15 protein-coding genes are annotated in these 16,325 nt (G+C 72.4%); 7 read left to right on the top strand and 8 right to left on the bottom strand.

The window, feature by feature from the left end; all coding sequences use genetic code 11:
* On the top strand, positions 1 to 3,489 hold a 3,489-nt coding region (locus GB864_RS15505; protein ID WP_160426605.1), incomplete at its 5' end, for a multifunctional oxoglutarate decarboxylase/oxoglutarate dehydrogenase thiamine pyrophosphate-binding subunit/dihydrolipoyllysine-residue succinyltransferase subunit.
* Positions 3,490 to 3,603: 114 nt separating this feature from the next.
* Here GB864_RS15505 and GB864_RS15500 read toward each other — a convergent pair.
* The 3 genes from GB864_RS15500 to GB864_RS15490 all read right to left on the bottom strand — a co-directional run bounded on the left by GB864_RS15500 (position 3,604) and on the right by GB864_RS15490 (position 6,839).
* Positions 3,604 to 5,817 carry an MMPL family transporter gene (locus GB864_RS15500; protein WP_160426604.1) on the bottom strand — a complete coding sequence of 738 codons (2,214 nt, stop codon included), beginning with the start codon at positions 5,815 to 5,817 and terminating at the stop codon, positions 3,604 to 3,606.
* An 81-nt stretch (positions 5,818 to 5,898) separates the two neighbouring features.
* Positions 5,899 to 6,147, bottom strand: a complete 249-nt coding sequence (locus GB864_RS15495; protein ID WP_160426603.1) for a zf-HC2 domain-containing protein — start codon at positions 6,145 to 6,147, stop codon at positions 5,899 to 5,901.
* Positions 6,144 to 6,839: a sigma-70 family RNA polymerase sigma factor gene (locus GB864_RS15490; protein ID WP_160426602.1), complete on the bottom strand. Its 696-nt coding sequence runs from the start codon at positions 6,837 to 6,839 to the stop codon at positions 6,144 to 6,146. Before GB864_RS15490 ends, GB864_RS15495 begins: the two co-directional genes overlap by 4 nt.
* A 105-nt stretch (positions 6,840 to 6,944) precedes the next feature.
* On the opposite strand from GB864_RS15490, the gene aroA reads away from it, so the two are divergent.
* From aroA to bcp, 3 genes are all read left to right on the top strand, one after another.
* A complete protein-coding gene (gene aroA, locus GB864_RS15485) occupies positions 6,945 to 8,297 on the top strand; it encodes a 3-phosphoshikimate 1-carboxyvinyltransferase (protein ID WP_160426601.1) in 1,353 nt (450 codons plus the stop codon).
* Positions 8,298 to 8,313: 16 nt separating this feature from the next.
* A complete protein-coding gene (gene rsgA / locus GB864_RS15480; protein WP_160426600.1) occupies positions 8,314 to 9,357 on the top strand; it encodes a ribosome small subunit-dependent GTPase A in 1,044 nt (347 codons plus the stop codon).
* A 123-nt stretch (positions 9,358 to 9,480) separates the two neighbouring features.
* Positions 9,481 to 9,957, top strand: coding sequence for a thioredoxin-dependent thiol peroxidase (gene bcp / locus GB864_RS15475; RefSeq protein WP_160426599.1), 477 nt, complete (start codon positions 9,481 to 9,483; stop codon positions 9,955 to 9,957).
* Between the two features lie 74 nt (positions 9,958 to 10,031).
* Here the strand turns inward: bcp and GB864_RS15470 are convergent, their stop codons facing one another.
* Positions 10,032 to 10,496 carry a hypothetical protein gene (locus GB864_RS15470; protein ID WP_160426598.1) on the bottom strand — a complete coding sequence of 155 codons (465 nt, stop codon included), beginning with the start codon at positions 10,494 to 10,496 and terminating at the stop codon, positions 10,032 to 10,034.
* Positions 10,497 to 10,700: 204 nt separating this feature from the next.
* Between GB864_RS15470 and GB864_RS15465 the strand changes: the two genes are divergently transcribed.
* The gene (locus tag GB864_RS15465) at positions 10,701 to 10,949 is read left to right on the top strand and encodes a WhiB family transcriptional regulator (RefSeq protein WP_160426597.1); all 249 of its coding nucleotides are present in this window, start codon (positions 10,701 to 10,703) and stop codon (positions 10,947 to 10,949) included.
* 148 nt (positions 10,950 to 11,097) lie between these two features.
* Here GB864_RS15465 and GB864_RS15460 read toward each other — a convergent pair whose 3' ends face one another.
* From GB864_RS15460 to GB864_RS15450, 3 genes are read right to left on the bottom strand one after another with little or no spacing between them, the layout of a single operon-like run.
* Positions 11,098 to 12,591, bottom strand: coding sequence for a histidine kinase N-terminal domain-containing protein (locus tag GB864_RS15460; RefSeq protein WP_160426596.1), 1,494 nt, complete (start codon positions 12,589 to 12,591; stop codon positions 11,098 to 11,100).
* 9 nt (positions 12,592 to 12,600) lie between these two features.
* Positions 12,601 to 13,860, bottom strand: a complete 1,260-nt coding sequence (locus GB864_RS15455) for a CpaE/TadZ family protein (protein WP_160426595.1) — start codon at positions 13,858 to 13,860, stop codon at positions 12,601 to 12,603.
* 3 nt (positions 13,861 to 13,863) lie between these two features.
* Positions 13,864 to 14,481 (bottom strand): SAF domain-containing protein, encoded by a 618-nt coding sequence (locus GB864_RS15450; protein WP_160426594.1) that lies wholly within the window; start codon positions 14,479 to 14,481, stop codon positions 13,864 to 13,866.
* Positions 14,482 to 14,621: 140 nt separating this feature from the next.
* Between GB864_RS15450 and GB864_RS15445 the strand changes: the two genes are divergently transcribed.
* Positions 14,622 to 14,897: a helix-turn-helix domain-containing protein gene (locus GB864_RS15445; RefSeq protein ID WP_160426593.1), complete on the top strand. Its 276-nt coding sequence runs from the start codon at positions 14,622 to 14,624 to the stop codon at positions 14,895 to 14,897.
* A gap of 19 nt (positions 14,898 to 14,916) precedes the next feature.
* On the opposite strand, the gene GB864_RS15440 is transcribed toward GB864_RS15445, so the two are convergent.
* Positions 14,917 to 15,495, bottom strand: a complete 579-nt coding sequence (locus GB864_RS15440; RefSeq protein WP_160426592.1) for a hypothetical protein — start codon at positions 15,493 to 15,495, stop codon at positions 14,917 to 14,919.
* A 187-nt stretch (positions 15,496 to 15,682) separates the two neighbouring features.
* Here GB864_RS15440 and GB864_RS15435 point away from each other — a divergent pair, with 187 nt between their 5' ends.
* Positions 15,683 to 16,123 carry an Rv3235 family protein gene (locus tag GB864_RS15435; protein ID WP_160426591.1) on the top strand — a complete coding sequence of 147 codons (441 nt, stop codon included), beginning with the start codon at positions 15,683 to 15,685 and terminating at the stop codon, positions 16,121 to 16,123.
* Positions 16,124 to 16,325 lie beyond the last annotated feature (202 nt).

Here is a 16,325-nt window from a genome sequence, read left to right as displayed (position 1 = left end):
AAGCACCTCCGATCAGCCACCGCGCCCGCCGCCGCGGTCAGCGCTCCCGCCCCCGTGATCGGCAACGCCCCCGCCGCCCGCACCACGGCCCGCGCCCCGCGCACCGACGCCGTGCCCGCGGACGCCCCCGTCACGGGCGCGATCCCGGTCGAGCACGGCGAGGAGCGCCACGACGAGGTCGTGCCGCTGCGCGGCATGCCCAAGGCCCTCGCCGCGAACATGGACGTCTCGCTCACCGTGCCGACCGCCACGAGCGTCCGCACGATCCCGGCGAAGCTCATGATCGACAACCGCATCGTGATCAACAACCACCTCGCGCGCTCGCGCGGCGGCAAGGTGTCGTTCACGCACATCATCGGGTGGGCGCTCATCCAGGCGCTCAAGGAGTTCCCGACCCAGAACGTCTTCTACGACGTGATCGACGGCAAGCCCAGCCTCGTCAAGCCGGCCCACGTCGGCCTCGGCATCGCGATCGACGTGCCCAAGCCCGACGGCACCCGCGCCCTCCTCGTCCCGGCCATCAAGCGCGCCGAGACCCTCACGTTCAACGAGTACCTCGCCGCCTACGAGGACCTCGTCTCGCGGGCCCGCAAGAACAAGCTCACCGCCGACGACTTCTCCGGCGCGACCGTCTCGCTCACCAACCCCGGCGGCATCGGCACCGTCCACTCCGTGCCGCGCCTCATGAAGGGCCAGGGCTGCATCATCGGCGCGGGCGCGCTCGAGTACCCGGCCGAGTTCCAGGGCGCGAGCGAGTCGACCCTGACGAACCTCGCCATCGGCAAGACGATCACCCTCACCTCGACGTACGACCACCGCGTCATCCAGGGCGCCGGTTCCGGTGAGTTCCTGAAGAAGGTGCACGAACTGCTCATCGGGCAGCGCGACTTCTACGAGAACCTCTTCGCCGCCCTCCGCCTCCCCTACGCGCCGATCCACTGGGCGCCGGACATCGCGGTCGACCTCGCGAGCGCCATCGACAAGACGGCGCGCGTGCAGGAGCTCATCAACTCGTTCCGCGTGCGCGGCCACATGATGGCCGACACCGACCCGCTCGAGTACGTGCAGCGCTCGCACCCCGACCTCGAGATCGAGAACCACGGCCTGACCTTCTGGGACCTCGACCGCGAGTTCGTCACCGGCGGCCTCGGCGCCAAGCGCACGGCGAAGCTCCGCGACATCCTCGGCGTGCTGCGCGACTCGTACTGCCGCACGACCGGCATCGAGTACATGCACATCCAGGACCCGGAACAGCGCGCCTGGATCCAGGAGAAGGTCGAGCGCAAGTACGAGAAGCCGACCCACGACGAGCAGATGCGCATCCTCGGCAAGCTCAACGAGGCCGAGGCGTTCGAGACGTTCCTCCAGACGAAGTACGTCGGGCAGAAGCGCTTCAGCCTCGAGGGCGGCGAGTCGACGATCGCGTTGCTCGACCAGATCCTCCAGGACGCCGCGCAGGCCGGCCTCGACGAGGTCGCGATCGGCATGGCCCACCGCGGCCGCCTGAACGTGCTGACGAACATCGCCGGCAAGACCTACGGCCAGATCTTCCAGGAGTTCGAGGGCTCGACGGCCTCCAAGGGCTCGGGCGACGTGAAGTACCACCTCGGCACCGAGGGCGTCTTCACGGCCGAGGACGGCACGCAGCTGCCCGTCTCGCTCGCCGCGAACCCGTCGCACCTCGAGACCGTCGACGGCGTCCTCGAGGGCATCGTGCGCGCCAAGCAGGACCGCAAGCCGGTGGGCACCTTCTCGGTGCTGCCGCTGCTCATCCACGGCGACGCCGCGATGGCCGGCCAGGGCGTCGTGTTCGAGACCCTGCAGCTCTCGCAGCTGCGCGGCTACCGCACGGGCGGCACGGTCCACCTCGTCATCAACAACCAGGTCGGCTTCACGACGCTGCCGAACGACTCGCGCTCCTCGATCTACTCGACCGACGTCGCCAAGACGATCCAGGCGCCGATCCTGCATGTCAACGGCGACGACCCCGAGGCCGTCGTGCGCGCCGCGTCGCTCGCGTTCGAGTACCGCCAGGAGTTCAACCGCGACGTCGTCATCGACCTCGTCTGCTACCGCCGCCGCGGCCACAACGAGGGTGACGACCCCTCGATGACGCAGCCCGTCATGACGAGCCTCATCGAGGCGAAGCGTTCGACCCGGCGCCTGTACACCGAGGCCCTCGTCGGCCGCGGCGACATCACCGAGGCCGAGTACGAGGCCGCGCACCGCGACTTCCAGGACCGCCTCGAGCGGGCCTTCGCCGAGACCCACGCCGCGCAGACCGGCTCGATCCCGGTCATCGGCGGCCAGCTTCTCGAGGAGCCGTTCGGAGAGCCGGAGACGACCGGCGTCTCGACCGAGGTCGTCCACGCCATCGGCGACGCGCACCTCAACCACCCCGAGGGCTTCACGGTGCACCCGAAGCTCGCGCAGCTGCTGCAGAAGCGCCACGACATGAGCCGCAACGGCCAGATCGACTGGGGCTTCGGCGAACTGCTCGCGCTCGGCTCGCTCCTCACCGAGGGCACGCCGGTCCGCTTCGCGGGTCAGGATGCCCGGCGCGGCACGTTCGCGCAGCGCCACGCGGTCTTCCACGACCGCGTGAACGGGCAGGAGTGGATCCCGCTGACGAACCTCAGCGAGAGCCAGGGCCGGTTCTGGATCTACGACTCGCTCCTCAGCGAGTACGCCGCGCTCGCGTTCGAGTACGGCTACTCGGTCGAGCGCGCCGACGCCCTCGTGCTCTGGGAGGCCCAGTTCGGCGACTTCGCCAACGGCGCCCAGTCGGTCATCGACACGTTCATCGGGTCGGCCGAGCAGAAGTGGGGCCAGCGCTCGAGCGTCGTCATGCTCCTCCCGCACGGCTACGAGGGACAGGGCCCCGACCACTCGAGCGCCCGCATCGAGCGCTACCTGCAGCTCTGCGCCGAGAACAATATGACGGTCGCCCGTCCCTCGACGCCCGCGTCGTACTTCCACCTCCTGCGCCGCCAGGCGTACGCGCGCCCCCGCACCCCGCTCGTCGTCTTCACCCCGAAGGCGATGCTGCGGCTGCGCGGCGCGACGAGCGAGGTGGCGGACTTCACGCACGGCAAGTTCGAGCCGGTCATCGACGACGCCCGCATCACGGACGCCGCCGCGGTGCGCCGCGTCGTGTTCGTCTCCGGCAAGATCTACTACGACCTGCTGGCCGAGCTCGCGAAGAACCCCGACCCGACCGTCGCCCTCGTGCGCCTCGAGCAGTTCTACCCGCTGCCCGAGGAGGAGCTGTCCGCGATCGCCCAGCGCTACGCGAACGCCGAGCTGGTGTGGGCGCAGGACGAGCCCGAGAACCAGGGCGCCTGGCCGTTCCTGGCGCTCATCACGCGCGACTTCGAGCGTCCGGTGCGCGTCGTCTCCCGCGCGGCCTCGGCCGCCACCGCGACCGGCTCCGCGAAGCGCCACGCGATCGAGCAGGCCGACCTCGTCGCCCGCGCGCTCGAGCGCTGATCCGCTGAGTGCCCGAAGGGGGCGTCCCGCCGTTCGGCGGGACGCCCCCTTCGCTCGTTCCGGCCCCGGCGCGTCGGCGGCGAGCCGACCGCGCCGGGGGCCGTGCGGCCCGGCTTACCGCGACCCCGCGGCCCGCTCCCCGCGCCAGAGCCGGCTCGGCCACCAGATGCGCGCTCCGAGGTCGTAGGCGAGCGCGGGCACCAGCAGCGTGCGCACGAGGAACGTGTCGAGCAGCACGCCGAAGGCGACGATGAACGCGATCTGCGCGAGGAAGAGGATCGGCAGGACGCCGAGCGCCGCGAACGTCGCCGCGAGCACGAGTCCGGCGCTCGTGATGACGCCGCCCGTCAGGGCGAGACCGCGCAGGATGCCCGTTCGGGTCCCGTGCGCGACCGACTCCTCCCGCACCCGGGTCATGAGGAAGATGTTGTAGTCGACGCCCAGGGCGACGAGGAACACGAACCCGAACAACGGCACCGACGGGTCGGCCCCCTCGAACCCGAACACGTAGTCGAAGACGAGCGCCGAGACGCCGAGCGCGGCCGCGAACGAGAGCACGACGCTGCCGACGAGCAGGAGGGGCGCGACGATCGAGCGCAGCAGCAGCATGAGGATCACGAGGATCGCCGCGAGCACGAGCGGGATGATGAGCGTGCGGTCCGCGATCGCCGCGTCGTTGGTGTCGAGGGCGACGGCCGTCGTGCCGCCGACGAGCACCTCCGTGCCGACCTCGTCGAGCGCGGTGCGGAGCTCGCGCACCGTCTCCTCGGCCTCGAGGGAGTCGGCCGGGTCCGAGAGCGTCAGCTGGACCTGCACGTTCCCGTCGACGACCACCGGCTCCGGGGCGGGGGTGCCGGGCGGTCCGAACGCCTGGACGCCGTCCTCGGTGAGGGTGGCGACGCCGGCATCCGAGTCGACGACGACCGCCGCCGACTCGACGCCGTCGACGCCGAGCGCGACCTCGGCGACGTCGTCGAGGTCGTCCTCCGGGGCGATGACGACGGTCGGCGAGCCCGAGCCGCCGGGGAAGTGCGCCGAGATGAGGTCCTGCCCGTCGCGCGCCTCCGAGGTGCCGAGCACGAACTCGCTCGTGGGCACGCCGTCGGCCTTGAGCCCGGCGAGTCCGAGGCTCATGAGCGCGAGCAGCACGACGGAGGCGATCCACACGACCCGCGGACGGCGGGAGACGAGCCGGCCGACGGCGTGCCAGACGCCGCGCTCCGGCAGTGCCTCGTCGCCGCCCAGGGCGGCGGCGTCGCCCGGGGCGGGGAGCTTGCGGGGCCAGAAGGCCGCGCGGCCGGTCGCGTAGAGCATCGCCGGGAGGAACGTCAGCGACGCGGCGAGCGCGCACGCGATGCCGATCGCGGCGACGGGGCCGAGCGCCTTGTTCGAGTTGAGCTCGGAGACGAGCAGGATGAGCAATGCGACGATGACCGTGCCGCCGGAGGCGAGGATCGGCTCCCAGCTGCCGCGGAGCGCGGCGAGCGTGGCCGGCCAGCGCCGCCGGCCGGCACCGAGCGCCTCGCGGTACCGGGCGCAGTAGAGCAGCGCGTAGTCGGTCGCGGCGCCGATGACGAGGATGAACAGGATGCCCTGCACCTGCCCGTTGACGAGCAGGACGTCGGCGCGCGCGAGCGCGACGACGACGAGCACGGCGAGGCAGAGCGCGGACATGCTGGAGAGCAGCACGATGATCGGCAGCAGCAACGAGCGGTAGACGATCACGAGGATGACGAAGACCGCGGCGAGCGCGACGGCGAGCAGCAGTCCGTCGATGCCGGCGAAGGCGCCCACGAGGTCGGCCGTGAACCCGGCCGGCCCGGTCACGGCGACGGTGGTGCCGTCGACGTCGGCGTCGGCCACGACGGCGCGCACCTCGGCGACGGTCTCGTCGGCGCCGTCGGCGTCGAGGCTCAGCACGAACTCGACGGCCTCGCCGTCGTCGGACGGGATGAGCGGACTGGCCTGGTCGGCGTCGACCCCGTCGACGCCCAGGACGTCGGTGCGGAGCGCGTCGAGGTCGGCGACCTGCGCCTCGGTGAGTTCGCTGCCGTCGTCGGAGGCGGCCACGACGATGGCGGGGATCGACTCGCCGTCGCGGAAGCCGTCCTGGAGGGCGTCCACCTCCGTCGCTTCGCTCGAGGCGGGCAGGAAGGCGACCTGGTCGTCGGTGGAGACGTCGGAGAGGTCCCCGAACGCCATGCCGCCGAGCCCGAAGGCGGCGAACCAGACGAGAATGAGGACCGTCGGGATCAGGGCGCGAAGCCAGCGCGGCACTCGCGGTCGCGGGTCGGAGACGGTGGGCGGTGGGGCATCCGGAGCGTTCATCGCTCACCAAGTTAGCGAATCGGCGCTGATTTCGCTAACCGAGCGAACTACTTACCCAGATCCTCAACTCTGCCGAGGTCGTCAGGCCTCGGTGCGGATCTCGATCGAGCGGATCGCGGCGATGACGTCCACCCGGAGACGCTCGGGCGCGACTTCCTTGCACGCCCGGCGCACCGTGAGCGTCAGCATGCGGCCGACGATCTCCTCGTGCTTGCAGTCCACGCACGTCTCGAGGTGCTCGCGCACCTCGGAGAGCTCCGTCTCCCCGAGCTCCTCGTGCAGGTACTCCTCGAGCTCGGCCCTCGCCTTCTCGCAACCGCAGTCGCTCATCGTCTGCTCCTCGTCTTGGGTTCCGGGACCTCGATCCCGCGTTCGCGCGCGTAGTCGGCGAGCGATTCGCGCAGCATCCGCCGACCGCGGTGGAGCCGGCTCATCACGGTGCCGATGGGGGTGTGCATCATGTCGGCGATCTCCTGGTAGGAGAATCCCTCGACGTCCGCGAAGTAGACCGCCAGCCGGAAATCCTCCGGCAGTGCCTGCAGCGCGTCCTTGACGGCGCTGTCGGGCAGGTGGTCGATCGCCTCGGCTTCGGCCGAGCGCGTCGAGCGCGCCGTCGTCGACTCGGCGCCGCCGAGCTGCCAGTCCTCGAGCTCGTCGATCGTGCCCTGGTACGGCTCGCGCTGCTTCTTGCGATACGTGTTGATGAACGTGTTCGTCAGGATGCGGTACAGCCACGCCTTGAGGTTCGTGCCCTGGGTGAACTGGCCGAAGGCGGCGAACGCCTTGACGAACGTCTCCTGCACGAGGTCCTGCGCGTCGGCGGGATTGCGGGTCATGCGGAGGGCCGCGGCGTAGAGCTGGTCGAGGAACGGCAGCGCCTGCTCCTCGAACAGGGCCGCGGAATCCGCACCCTCCGGCGCCGACGCCTCGAGCGCGTCCTCCACCGCCTCCTCGATCGGTTCGAGACCGTCGCGGGCGTCCGCGGAGTCGTCAGCGGCAACATTCGGATCTTCCGGAGTCATCACGGGCCATCCTAGGCGGTGGACCCGGACGACCGAGGGGACCTCGAGCACTGCGACCGACACTCCCGCTCCTTCCGTACGACCGACGACTACTCTGGAGAACCGATGCAGATCTCGAAGTATTCCGCGCCCGAGTTCGACCCCTACGGCGACAACGCCGCCGGAGGCGACGACGAGGGGTGGCTCGCGCCCACCGCCGACGGCCCGCTCGAGGCGACCCTGCAGGTCCCCGGCTCCAAGTCGCTCACCAATCGCGAGCTCGTGCTCGCGGCGCTCGCCGACGGGCCGGGGATGCTCCGCGCGCCGCTGTTCTCGCGCGACAGCGAGCTCATGATCGAGGGGCTGACGAACCTGGGCGTCGCGATCGAGCGCGTCCCAGGCGAGGGCGCCTTCGGCCCCGACCTCCGCATCGCGCCCGCCGAGGAGCTGCTGGGGTCGACGTCGGTCGACACGGGGCTCGCCGGCACGGTCATGCGCTTCCTGCCGCCCGTCGCAGCGCTCGCGCTCGGACCGACGACCTTCGACGGCGACCCGCACGCCCGCACGCGTCCGATGGGCGGCATCATCGCGGGGCTCCAGGCGCTCGGCGTCGATCTCGACGACGACGGCCGCGGCACGCTGCCCTTCACCGTGCACGGCACGGGCTCGGTGACGGGCGGCGAGCTCGAGATCGATGCCTCGGCCTCCAGCCAGTTCGTCTCCGGGCTGCTCCTCTCGGCGCCGCGCTTCGAGCGCGGGCTCGTGCTTCGCCACGTCGGCGAGCGCGTGCCGAGCCGGCCCCACATCGACATGACGGTCGCCGCGCTCCGCGCCCGCGGCGTCGAGGTCGACGACTCGGAGGACGGCGTCTGGCGCGTCGCTCCGGGCCCGATCCGGGCGCTCGACATCGCGATCGAGCCCGACCTCTCCAACGCCGAGCCCTTCCTCGCCGCCGCCGTCGTCACGGGCGGTCGCGTCACCGTCACCGGCTGGCCCGCCGCGACGACCCAGGTCGGCGCGCTGCTCGCGGAGTACCTCCCGGCGTTCGGCGCGAGCGTCGACGTCCAGGGCGACCGCTTCACCGTGCAGGGTCCCGCCGACGGCATCCGCGGTGTCGATCTCCACCTGCCCGAGGCCGGCGAGCTCGTCCCGAACCTCGTGGCGATCGCCGCCCTTGCGACGACCCCGAGCCGCTTCAGCGGCATCGGGCACATCCGCCATCACGAGACCGACCGCATCGCCGCACTCGCCAACGAGCTCAACGCCCTCGGCGGCCGCGTGCGCGAGACGGAAGACGGGCTCGAGATCGACCCCGCCCCGCTCACCGGCGGCCCGTGGAAGGCCTACGCCGACCACCGCATGGCCACGAGCGGTGCGATCGTGGGGCTCGCGGTGCCGGGCGTCGTCGTCGACGACATCGGCACGACCTCCAAGACCCTCCCCCAGTTCCCCGAACTCTGGCGGGAGCTGCTCGCATGAGCGTCGGGGGCGGCCGATGAGCTGGTGGGATGACGGCGCCGACGACGAGGATGAGCCCGACTACGAAGCCGACATCCGCATCCGACCGAACCCCAAGGCCAACCGCCCCCGCACGAAGCAGCGCCCCGCCCACGCCGACGCCGTGACGGCGCGCGTGCTCGGCGTCGACCGGGGTCGCTACAGCGTCCTCGTCGACGAGGGCGGCCCCGGCGAGCACGAGGCCACCGCGGCGCGGGCGCGCGAACTCCGCAAGCAGGCCATCGTGACGGGCGACCTCGTCGACCTCGTCGGCGACTCGAGCGGCGCGACCGGCTCGCTCGCGCGCATCGTGCGCATCGGCGAGCGCACGACCCTGCTGCGGCGCTCCGCCGACGACACCGACGAGGTCGAGCGCGTCATCGTCGCCAACGCCGATCGGATGCTCATCGTCGTCGCCGCGGCCAACCCCGAGCCGCGCGTGCGCCTCGTCGACCGCTACCTGGTCGCCGCGTACGACGCCGGCATCGAACCGATGCTCGTCATCACGAAGACCGACCTCGCCGACCCCGAACCGTTCCTGGCGAACTTCGCGGGCCTCGGCTTCCCCGTGTTCCGCTCCGGCGAGGAGGACATGCCGCTCACCGAGATCGGCGCGGCCCTCGTCGACCACCGCACGGTGTTCGTCGGCCACTCCGGGGTCGGCAAGTCGACCCTCGTGAACGCCCTCGTGCCGAGCGCCGAACGTGCCACGGGGCACGTCAACGAGGTCACGGGCCGGGGCCGGCACACCTCCTCCTCGACGGTGTGCCTGCACTACGACGGCGAGGCCGGTGCCGGGTGGGTGATCGACACGCCCGGCGTGCGCTCGTTCGGCCTCGGGCACGTGAACCCCGAGAGCATCCTGCGCTCCTTCACCGACCTCGCGGCGATCGCCGAGCGGTGCCCGCGCGGCTGCACGCACCTGGCGGGCGCCCCCGACTGCGCGCTCGACGAGGCTGCGGCCGCCGGGGAGCTCGGCGAGGCCGGCCTGGCCCGTCTGGACTCGCTGCGCCGACTGCTCACGACGTTCGCAGCGGCCTGACGCGGCTGCCGGACGCGGCCGCCCGCGGCACGGCGGCCGCGCTCACGATTGGATGCCTCCCGAGGCATGCACCGGCCGCCGCCGTCGCGGGAGGCATCCGGCGACCCGTTCTAGAATCGACGGATGCCCGAACGACGCCTCGCCGCCGGCGACCACGCACCCGAGTTCACCCTCCGCGACCAGCACGGCGAGGCCGTGTCGCTCTCCGACTTCCGCGGGCGCACGGTCGTGCTGTTCGTCTACCCCCAGGCCATGACGCCCGCCTGCACGACCGAGGCATGCGAGTTCCGCGACTCGACCGCCGACTTCGCCCGCGCGGGCATCGAGGTGCTCGGCATCTCCCCCGACGACGTCGACAAGCTCGCCCGGTTCGCCGAGCGCGACGGGCTCGACTACCCGCTCCTCTCGGACCCCGAGCACGCGATGCTCGAGCCGTACGGCGCGTGGGGCGAGAAGCAGAACTACGGCCGCACCTACGTCGGCGTCATCCGCTCGACGTTCGTCGTCGGCCCCGACGGCGTGCTCCTCCACGCCCTGTACAACGTGAAGGCCACCGGGCACGTCGGCCGCGTGCGGAAGCTGCTGCTCCCCGCAGCGTGACGCGCGACGACGCCCGTGCGCCGCAACGCTCGGGCGTCGTTCCGTGCCGGCATCGGCACGCCGAGCAGCGGAGCTCAGGCCGTCTCGGCGTCCTCGTGGACGAAGCGCGCACGGACCGGCCGCGACAGCAGCAGCACGACCACGACGATCGCGGGCAGCAGCAACGCCCAGCCGATGTCGCTGCGGGCGAAGAGGCCCTGGAAGGCGCCGACCGCGATCGAGACCTGCAGGATCTGCCACGTGATCGCGGACGGCCGCGCCCACGCCTGGGCGCGCGCGAGCCCGATCGTCGTCGCGACGAGCCAGAGCAGGCCGAGGAGCACGACGACCGTGAGCGCGATCGACGAGGCGTACGAGGCCGGCGTGTCGACGACGAGCTCCCACCCCAGCCACACGACGACGGCACCGACCGCGAGGGCCTCGAGGGCCACGAGCACGACGGCCGCGACGAGGCCCGCGAGGCCCGATCCGGAGGTGCGATCCGCGCCGTTCGGCTTCGATCCGGATGCCCCGGCAGGCGCTTGTTCAGCGTGATTCACAGCTTGATCCCATGCTCGACCTCTTGATTCGACTCCCAGCCTATGCGAGCATTTACAGGTCGTTGTCGACGCTCACAGTGACGTGAGCCGGTCACCCGAGACCCTCAAGTCCTGCGGCACGACAGATCCCCCCAGCAGCACCGGCCAGAAACCGGATCGCAATTGCGCGCGCTGCAAGACGGAACTCAAAGGAGCACCCAGCACATGGATTGGCGCGACAAAGCAGCCTGCCTCACGGCCGACCCCGAACTCTTCTTCCCGGTCGGCAACACGGGGCCCGCGGTCGACCAGATCGAGAAGGCCAAGGCTGTCTGCGCGCGTTGCTCCGTCACCGAGATCTGCCTCCAGTACGCCCTCGAGACCGGTCAGGACTCGGGCGTGTGGGGCGGCCTCAGCGAAGACGAGCGTCGCGCCCTCAAGCGCCGCGCTGCGCGCGCCCGTCGCGCCTCCTGAACGCTCGCGCCTGACGCGACGAAGGGGCCGGAAGCGGATGCTTCCGGCCCCTTCGTCATCCCGCCCGCATGCATCGGATGCGGCATCCCGCCCGCGAGACCGCCGCCGGACGACCGCCGCTCGACGGCCGCCGTCGCGAGCCGGATGCCTAGGACTTGCCGATCCAGCGCAGGGGCACCTCGATCGTGACCTCGGTGCCCTGGCCGACCATCGTGTGCCAGTCGATCGTGCCGCCGAGTTCGCCCTGGATGAGGGTGCGCACGATCTGCGTGCCGAGCCCCTCGCCGACGCGCCCTTCGGGCAGGCCGGCACCGGAGTCGCGCACCTTGACCTGGAGCATCGTCGGTCCGCGGTCGGCCAGGATGTGGACGGTGCCCTCCCGCCCGACGAGGCCGTGCTCGACCGCGTTCGTGACGAGCTCCGTGAGGGCGAGCGCGAGCGGCGTCGCGTACTCGCTCGGGAGCACGCCGAAGCTGCCCTCGCGCCGCGGGTGCACCGTCGTGTTGTGCGCCGAGGCGACCTCCGCGACGAGCAGGAGGGCGCGGTCGAAGACCTCGTCGAAGTCGACGTTCTGCGTGAGCCCCTCGGAGAGGGTGTCGTGCACGACCGCGATGGCGCCGACGCGGCGCATGGCCTGCGTGAGCGCTTCGCGGGCCTCGTCGCTGCGGGTGCGGCGCGCCTGGATGCGCAGGAGCGAGGCGACCGTCTGGAGGTTGTTCTTGACGCGGTGGTGGATCTCGCGGATCGTCGCGTCCTTGGTGATGAGCTCCTGGTCCTGATGCCGGATCTCGGTGACGTCGCGCGAGAGCACGATCGAGCCGGTGCGCACCCCGAGGTGACGGATCGGGATGGCGCGGAGTGTGACGGTGATGCCGTGGGCGTCGAGGTCGGTGCGCAGCGGCGCGCGGCCCGTCACCACGAGGGGCAGCATCTCGTCGACGGTCGTGCGATCGGTCATCATGGACGTCGCGACCTCGGCGAGCGAGCGCCCTTCGAGCTCGTCGTCGAAGCCCATGCGGTTGAACGCGGACAGCGCGTTCGGGCTCGCGAAGGTCGTCACGCCGTCGTTGTCGAGGCGGATGAGGCCGTCGGACGCACGCGGGGCGCCGCGGCGGGGGCCGGTCGGGGCGCCGAGGTCGGGGAAGTCGCCCGAGGCGATCATCTCGAAGACCTCGCCCGCGCAGTCGTTGAACGTGAGCTCCTGGCGGCTCGGCGTCCGCGAGGCGCTGAGGTTCGTGTGCCGCGTGATGACGCCGATCGGATGCTCGGTCACGTCGTTCGTGTGCGAGCCGAGCCGGCGCAGCACCGGCACCGCGCGCACGCGCGTCGGCATCTCCTCGTACCAGTCCGGGGCGTTCGACTCCGCCGCGGCCGCCGTCTCCATGGCGCACGAGACGAGCTCCAGCCACTCGGGCCGGATCTCCTGGCCGACGAAGTCGCGGTAGAACAGCGTCGCCGCGCCGCTCGGTCGGGCTTGCGAGACCGCGACGAACCCGCCGGCGGCACTCGGCACCCACAGCACGATGTCCGCGAAGGCGAGGTCGGCGAGGAGCTGCAGATCCCCGACGAGCTTCTGCAGCCAATCGGCATCGGCCTGGCTGCTGCGCCCTTGCGCGAGGATCAAATCACTGAGCGTCGACACCCGGCAAGCCTAACCGGCGGTACGCCGCGATCCGATCGTGCTAGCCCTCGCTCCGACCCGTTCGCCCGGCCGCGGCCGACGACGCCCCTTCGGGACGCCCTCCTCGGCCCCGAGGATGCCCGCCGCATAGGCGCGGATCCCTTGCCGCAGCGCGGACCTCGGTGCGGCGTCCAGCAGGGGCCGGGCGGTGAGCAGCGCCGCGTCCGCGGCTCCCCCGTCGTACGGCAGCAGCGCGGCCGGCTCGATCCCCGCGAAGCGGCGCAGGGTCTGGCGCACTTGGCCGTGGGGGTCGATGCCGAGCACGCTCGCCCGCACCCGGTTGACGAGGACGTCCACGCGCTCGGCGTCGACCAGCTCGATCAGGCCCGCGTGGGCGCGGATGAGGCGGGCGAGGCCGACGGGGTCGGCCGAGCCGACGAGCACGACCCGATCAGCCGCCCCGAGCGCGGCGAACGTCGCGGCGTTGCGCCTCGGCGCGAACCGGTCGGCCCGCAGCGCTTCGTCCTGCTCGATCGAGAAGCCGGTGTCGACCACTGCGACCTCCGACCAGTCCCGGATCGCCTCGAGCGCGGTCGTGGCGCGATCCTCGCCGAGCTCGGGCCAGCGGTGCGCGCCGCCGAAGCCCGTGAACACCTCGAACGCGACCTTCGGGGCCGCGTAGTGCTGCGCGAGCCGTTCGAGCTCGCCGCGATCGAGCGCACCCGCCTCGGCCAGACGGCACGCCGCCGCGAAGCCGGGCGCCTCGTCCAGCAGCCCGAGCGCCGGCGCCACGGCGCCGCCGTACGAGTCGGCGTCGACGAGCGTCGTCGCGCGACCGGCGTGGGCCAGCTCGGCGGCGAGGTTCACGGCGACGCTCGTGCGGCCCGGCGCGCCCGTCGGACCCCACACGGCGATGAGGCTCGGCCGCCGGTCGGGGGCGGCCCGTCCCGGCACGACGATGCCCGCGAGCGCGGCCTCGACCGCGGGCCAGCCCTCGACGAGGTCGACGATCTCGCGCAACCCGAGTCCGCGCGCATGCGCGTGCTGGATCGGGTCGCCGGCCAGGGCGACGATGCGGATGCCTCGGACGTCGCACGCCTCGATGAGCGGGGCGTCGAGCGTGCCGGGGAGCGAGGACACGAGGACCAGTTCCGGGCGGAGGACGTGCAGGGCTCCGGCGAGCTCGACGGCGCTGCTGAACCGGCCGAGCACGGGGTGCTCGTGGGCGAGCAGGTCGGCCGCGAGCACCCGTTCGAGCGCCGGCTCGAGCGCGAGCGCGACGCGCGGCACGGCTCAGCCCTCCGCGGCGGGCACGAGGTCGATCGCGTCGCCGTCCGCGAGCGCCGCCAGCACGGCCCCGAGGTCGGCGCGCGGGACGACGAGCTCGACGGCGCGTTCGTCGCGGCCGCCCGCGGCGGAGTCCGGCTCGCCGATGAGCGCGACCGAGGCACCCGAGACGAGCACGCTGGGCGGCGCCGCGTCCTCGCGGTCGGTCGAGGTCGACCACACGTCCACCAGCGCACCGGGGCGCACACCCGACGGCAGCGTGCTGGCGGCGGCCACGACGACGCTGGCCTGCGCGCCGCCGCCGCTCGCGTCGACGGCCGATCGGGGGACGAGCTCTCCCTCGAGCAGGGTGCGCGTCACGAGGAGCCCGTCCTCGGGCACGTCGGCGGGGGTGAGGTAGCGCCCGGTCGCGTCCGCCAGCCGGACGCGCTCGGTCGCGAAGTCGTCGGCGGCCGCCCGGGTGCCCGGTGTGAGCGCCGTGGCTGCGGTGACGACCTCGACCGTGTCGTCGAGCGCCGCCACCAGCGCCCATCCGCCGAGCGCGGACGCGACGACGAGCGCGCCGCCGACGAGGAGGCGGGGGTCGATGCGACGCGGACTGGTCGACGGCCGGGACTCCGACATGTTCCTCCTCGATCGTGCGGACGCGATGCCCCCGCCGTGGCTGCAGCCCATCGTGGAGCACCCCCTGGCGACCCTGCGAAAGTTATCCACATCGCATCCGGCGCTCCCCCGCTCTCGGACGGCAGGCCCATAATCGTGTGATGACCACGGACGCTTCGGCACTCGGCCGCTTCCTCAGCGTCGCCGAGGCGGCCGAGCTGCTCGCCGTCTCGACCGAGGTCGTCCACGCGCTGATCCAGAGCGGCGAGCTCCCGGCGATCCAGTTGCAGCGCGATCTCTGGCGCATCGAGTCGTCGCACCTCGAGGCCTTCATCGACGTGAAGTACGACGAGAACGAGGCGCTCCAGCGCTGGAACCAGGCGCAGTTCGCCGACGTCACCGAGTTCGCCGAGGCTCGCCGCCGCCGCGGGGCCTGAGCCGGCCGCTCCCCCGCAATCAGTCGAAACGCACGAGCAGCAGCCGCTCGAACGGGATGAGCCGGTAGCCGCGCAGCTCGCCGGGCCGACGCACGGTCCCGGCGTCGTGCACCGCGAGCTCCAGGTGATCCGCGGCGACGACGTCGATCGTGCCGTGCACGCCGCCCGTCGTCGTGCGGCACTCCACGGGCAGCCGCCGGCGCGAGAGATCTCGCAGCACGAACGACAGCCCCATCCGGTCCGCGAGCCGCACCCGCGCAGTCGGCGCCGGCGCGAGCGAGCGGGTCGCCTGCTCGGCGCTCGGGGACACCGAGGCGATCGCCGGGATCGGCAGGATGACCGAGCGCGCGCGACCCGCATCCGCCAGACGGCCGCCGAACCAGTCGCGGCCGAACCCGTCGAGCTCGACGAGGAGTTCCCGACCGTCGGCGAGCTCGACCCGCAGCGGCCCGGCCGCGGCGAGCGACACGAGTCGCTCGCGCAGGGTGAGCCGCGCGACCCGCAGGGCCTCCGCCTCGAGTTCGAGGGCTCGCTCGCGTTCGCGCTCCTCGGCATCGATGAGGTGCTCGAGGTCGTCGAAGAGCCGATCCCAGCGCATGGCCTCGAACGCTAGCGGCAGTGCGGTGCGCGTCGGTCACGATTCTCCACAAGGCGACGGCCGCTCTTGACATCGCTTTCAGCCGCCCCGTAGCGTCGACTCAGACTTCGACCCTCCCGAACGGGGTCTCGGTCCGTCGCCGTCCCCAACCGGTGACCAGTGCTCCGCCCTACCTTGGAGTCCGGCAATGATCGCCAACCCGAATCCCGCGGCCCCGCGAGTGCGCGGCGCGGCCGCACGGCTGCTCGACGAGGAGTACTTCCAGCGGCAGCCGAGCCGACGCGCCGAGCTGCCCGATCCCGAGCCGCTGCTCGCGAACCTCTCCCGCTGCGTCGTCGAGGCCGTCGCCGGCGCGCGCAGCCTCGACCAGATCGCCCGCTGGGTGACCGACGACGTCTACCGCCACCTGTCGAAGCGCGTCGTGCTCGCCGCACGTGCCCGTCGTGCCACCGGCGTCTCCCCGCGACGGCCGGCGCTCACGATCGGCAGCGTCGTGGTCTGCGAGCCGGCCGACGGCATCATCGAGGCGACGGTCATCGTCCACGACCGCGTACGCACCCGCGCGGTGGCGATCCGCCTCGAAGGCCTCGACCGTCGGTGGCGCGCGAGCGCCATCGGCATCCTCTGACCCCTGGGCGGCAGCCGGCTCCGGCACCCCGACCGAACGACGAAACGGCCCGGCCGCCCCGAAGGGCGCCGGGCCGTTTCCCGTTCCGACTACTGGTCGCGACGCTCCTGCGCCCGGCGCTGCGCGCGGTTCTGCGGCTCGGCGCCGCCCCCGGTCTGGCCGAAGGCGCCGCGCTGCGCGGGCTGCGCCGGCGCGGCCGGGG

Source organism: Agromyces seonyuensis (assembly GCF_009789225.1).
GTDB classification, from domain to species: Bacteria; Actinomycetota; Actinomycetes; order Actinomycetales; family Microbacteriaceae; genus Agromyces; species Agromyces seonyuensis.
Note: the sequence above shows the minus strand (reverse complement) of the source record. Positions and strands in the feature narration are given on the sequence as shown.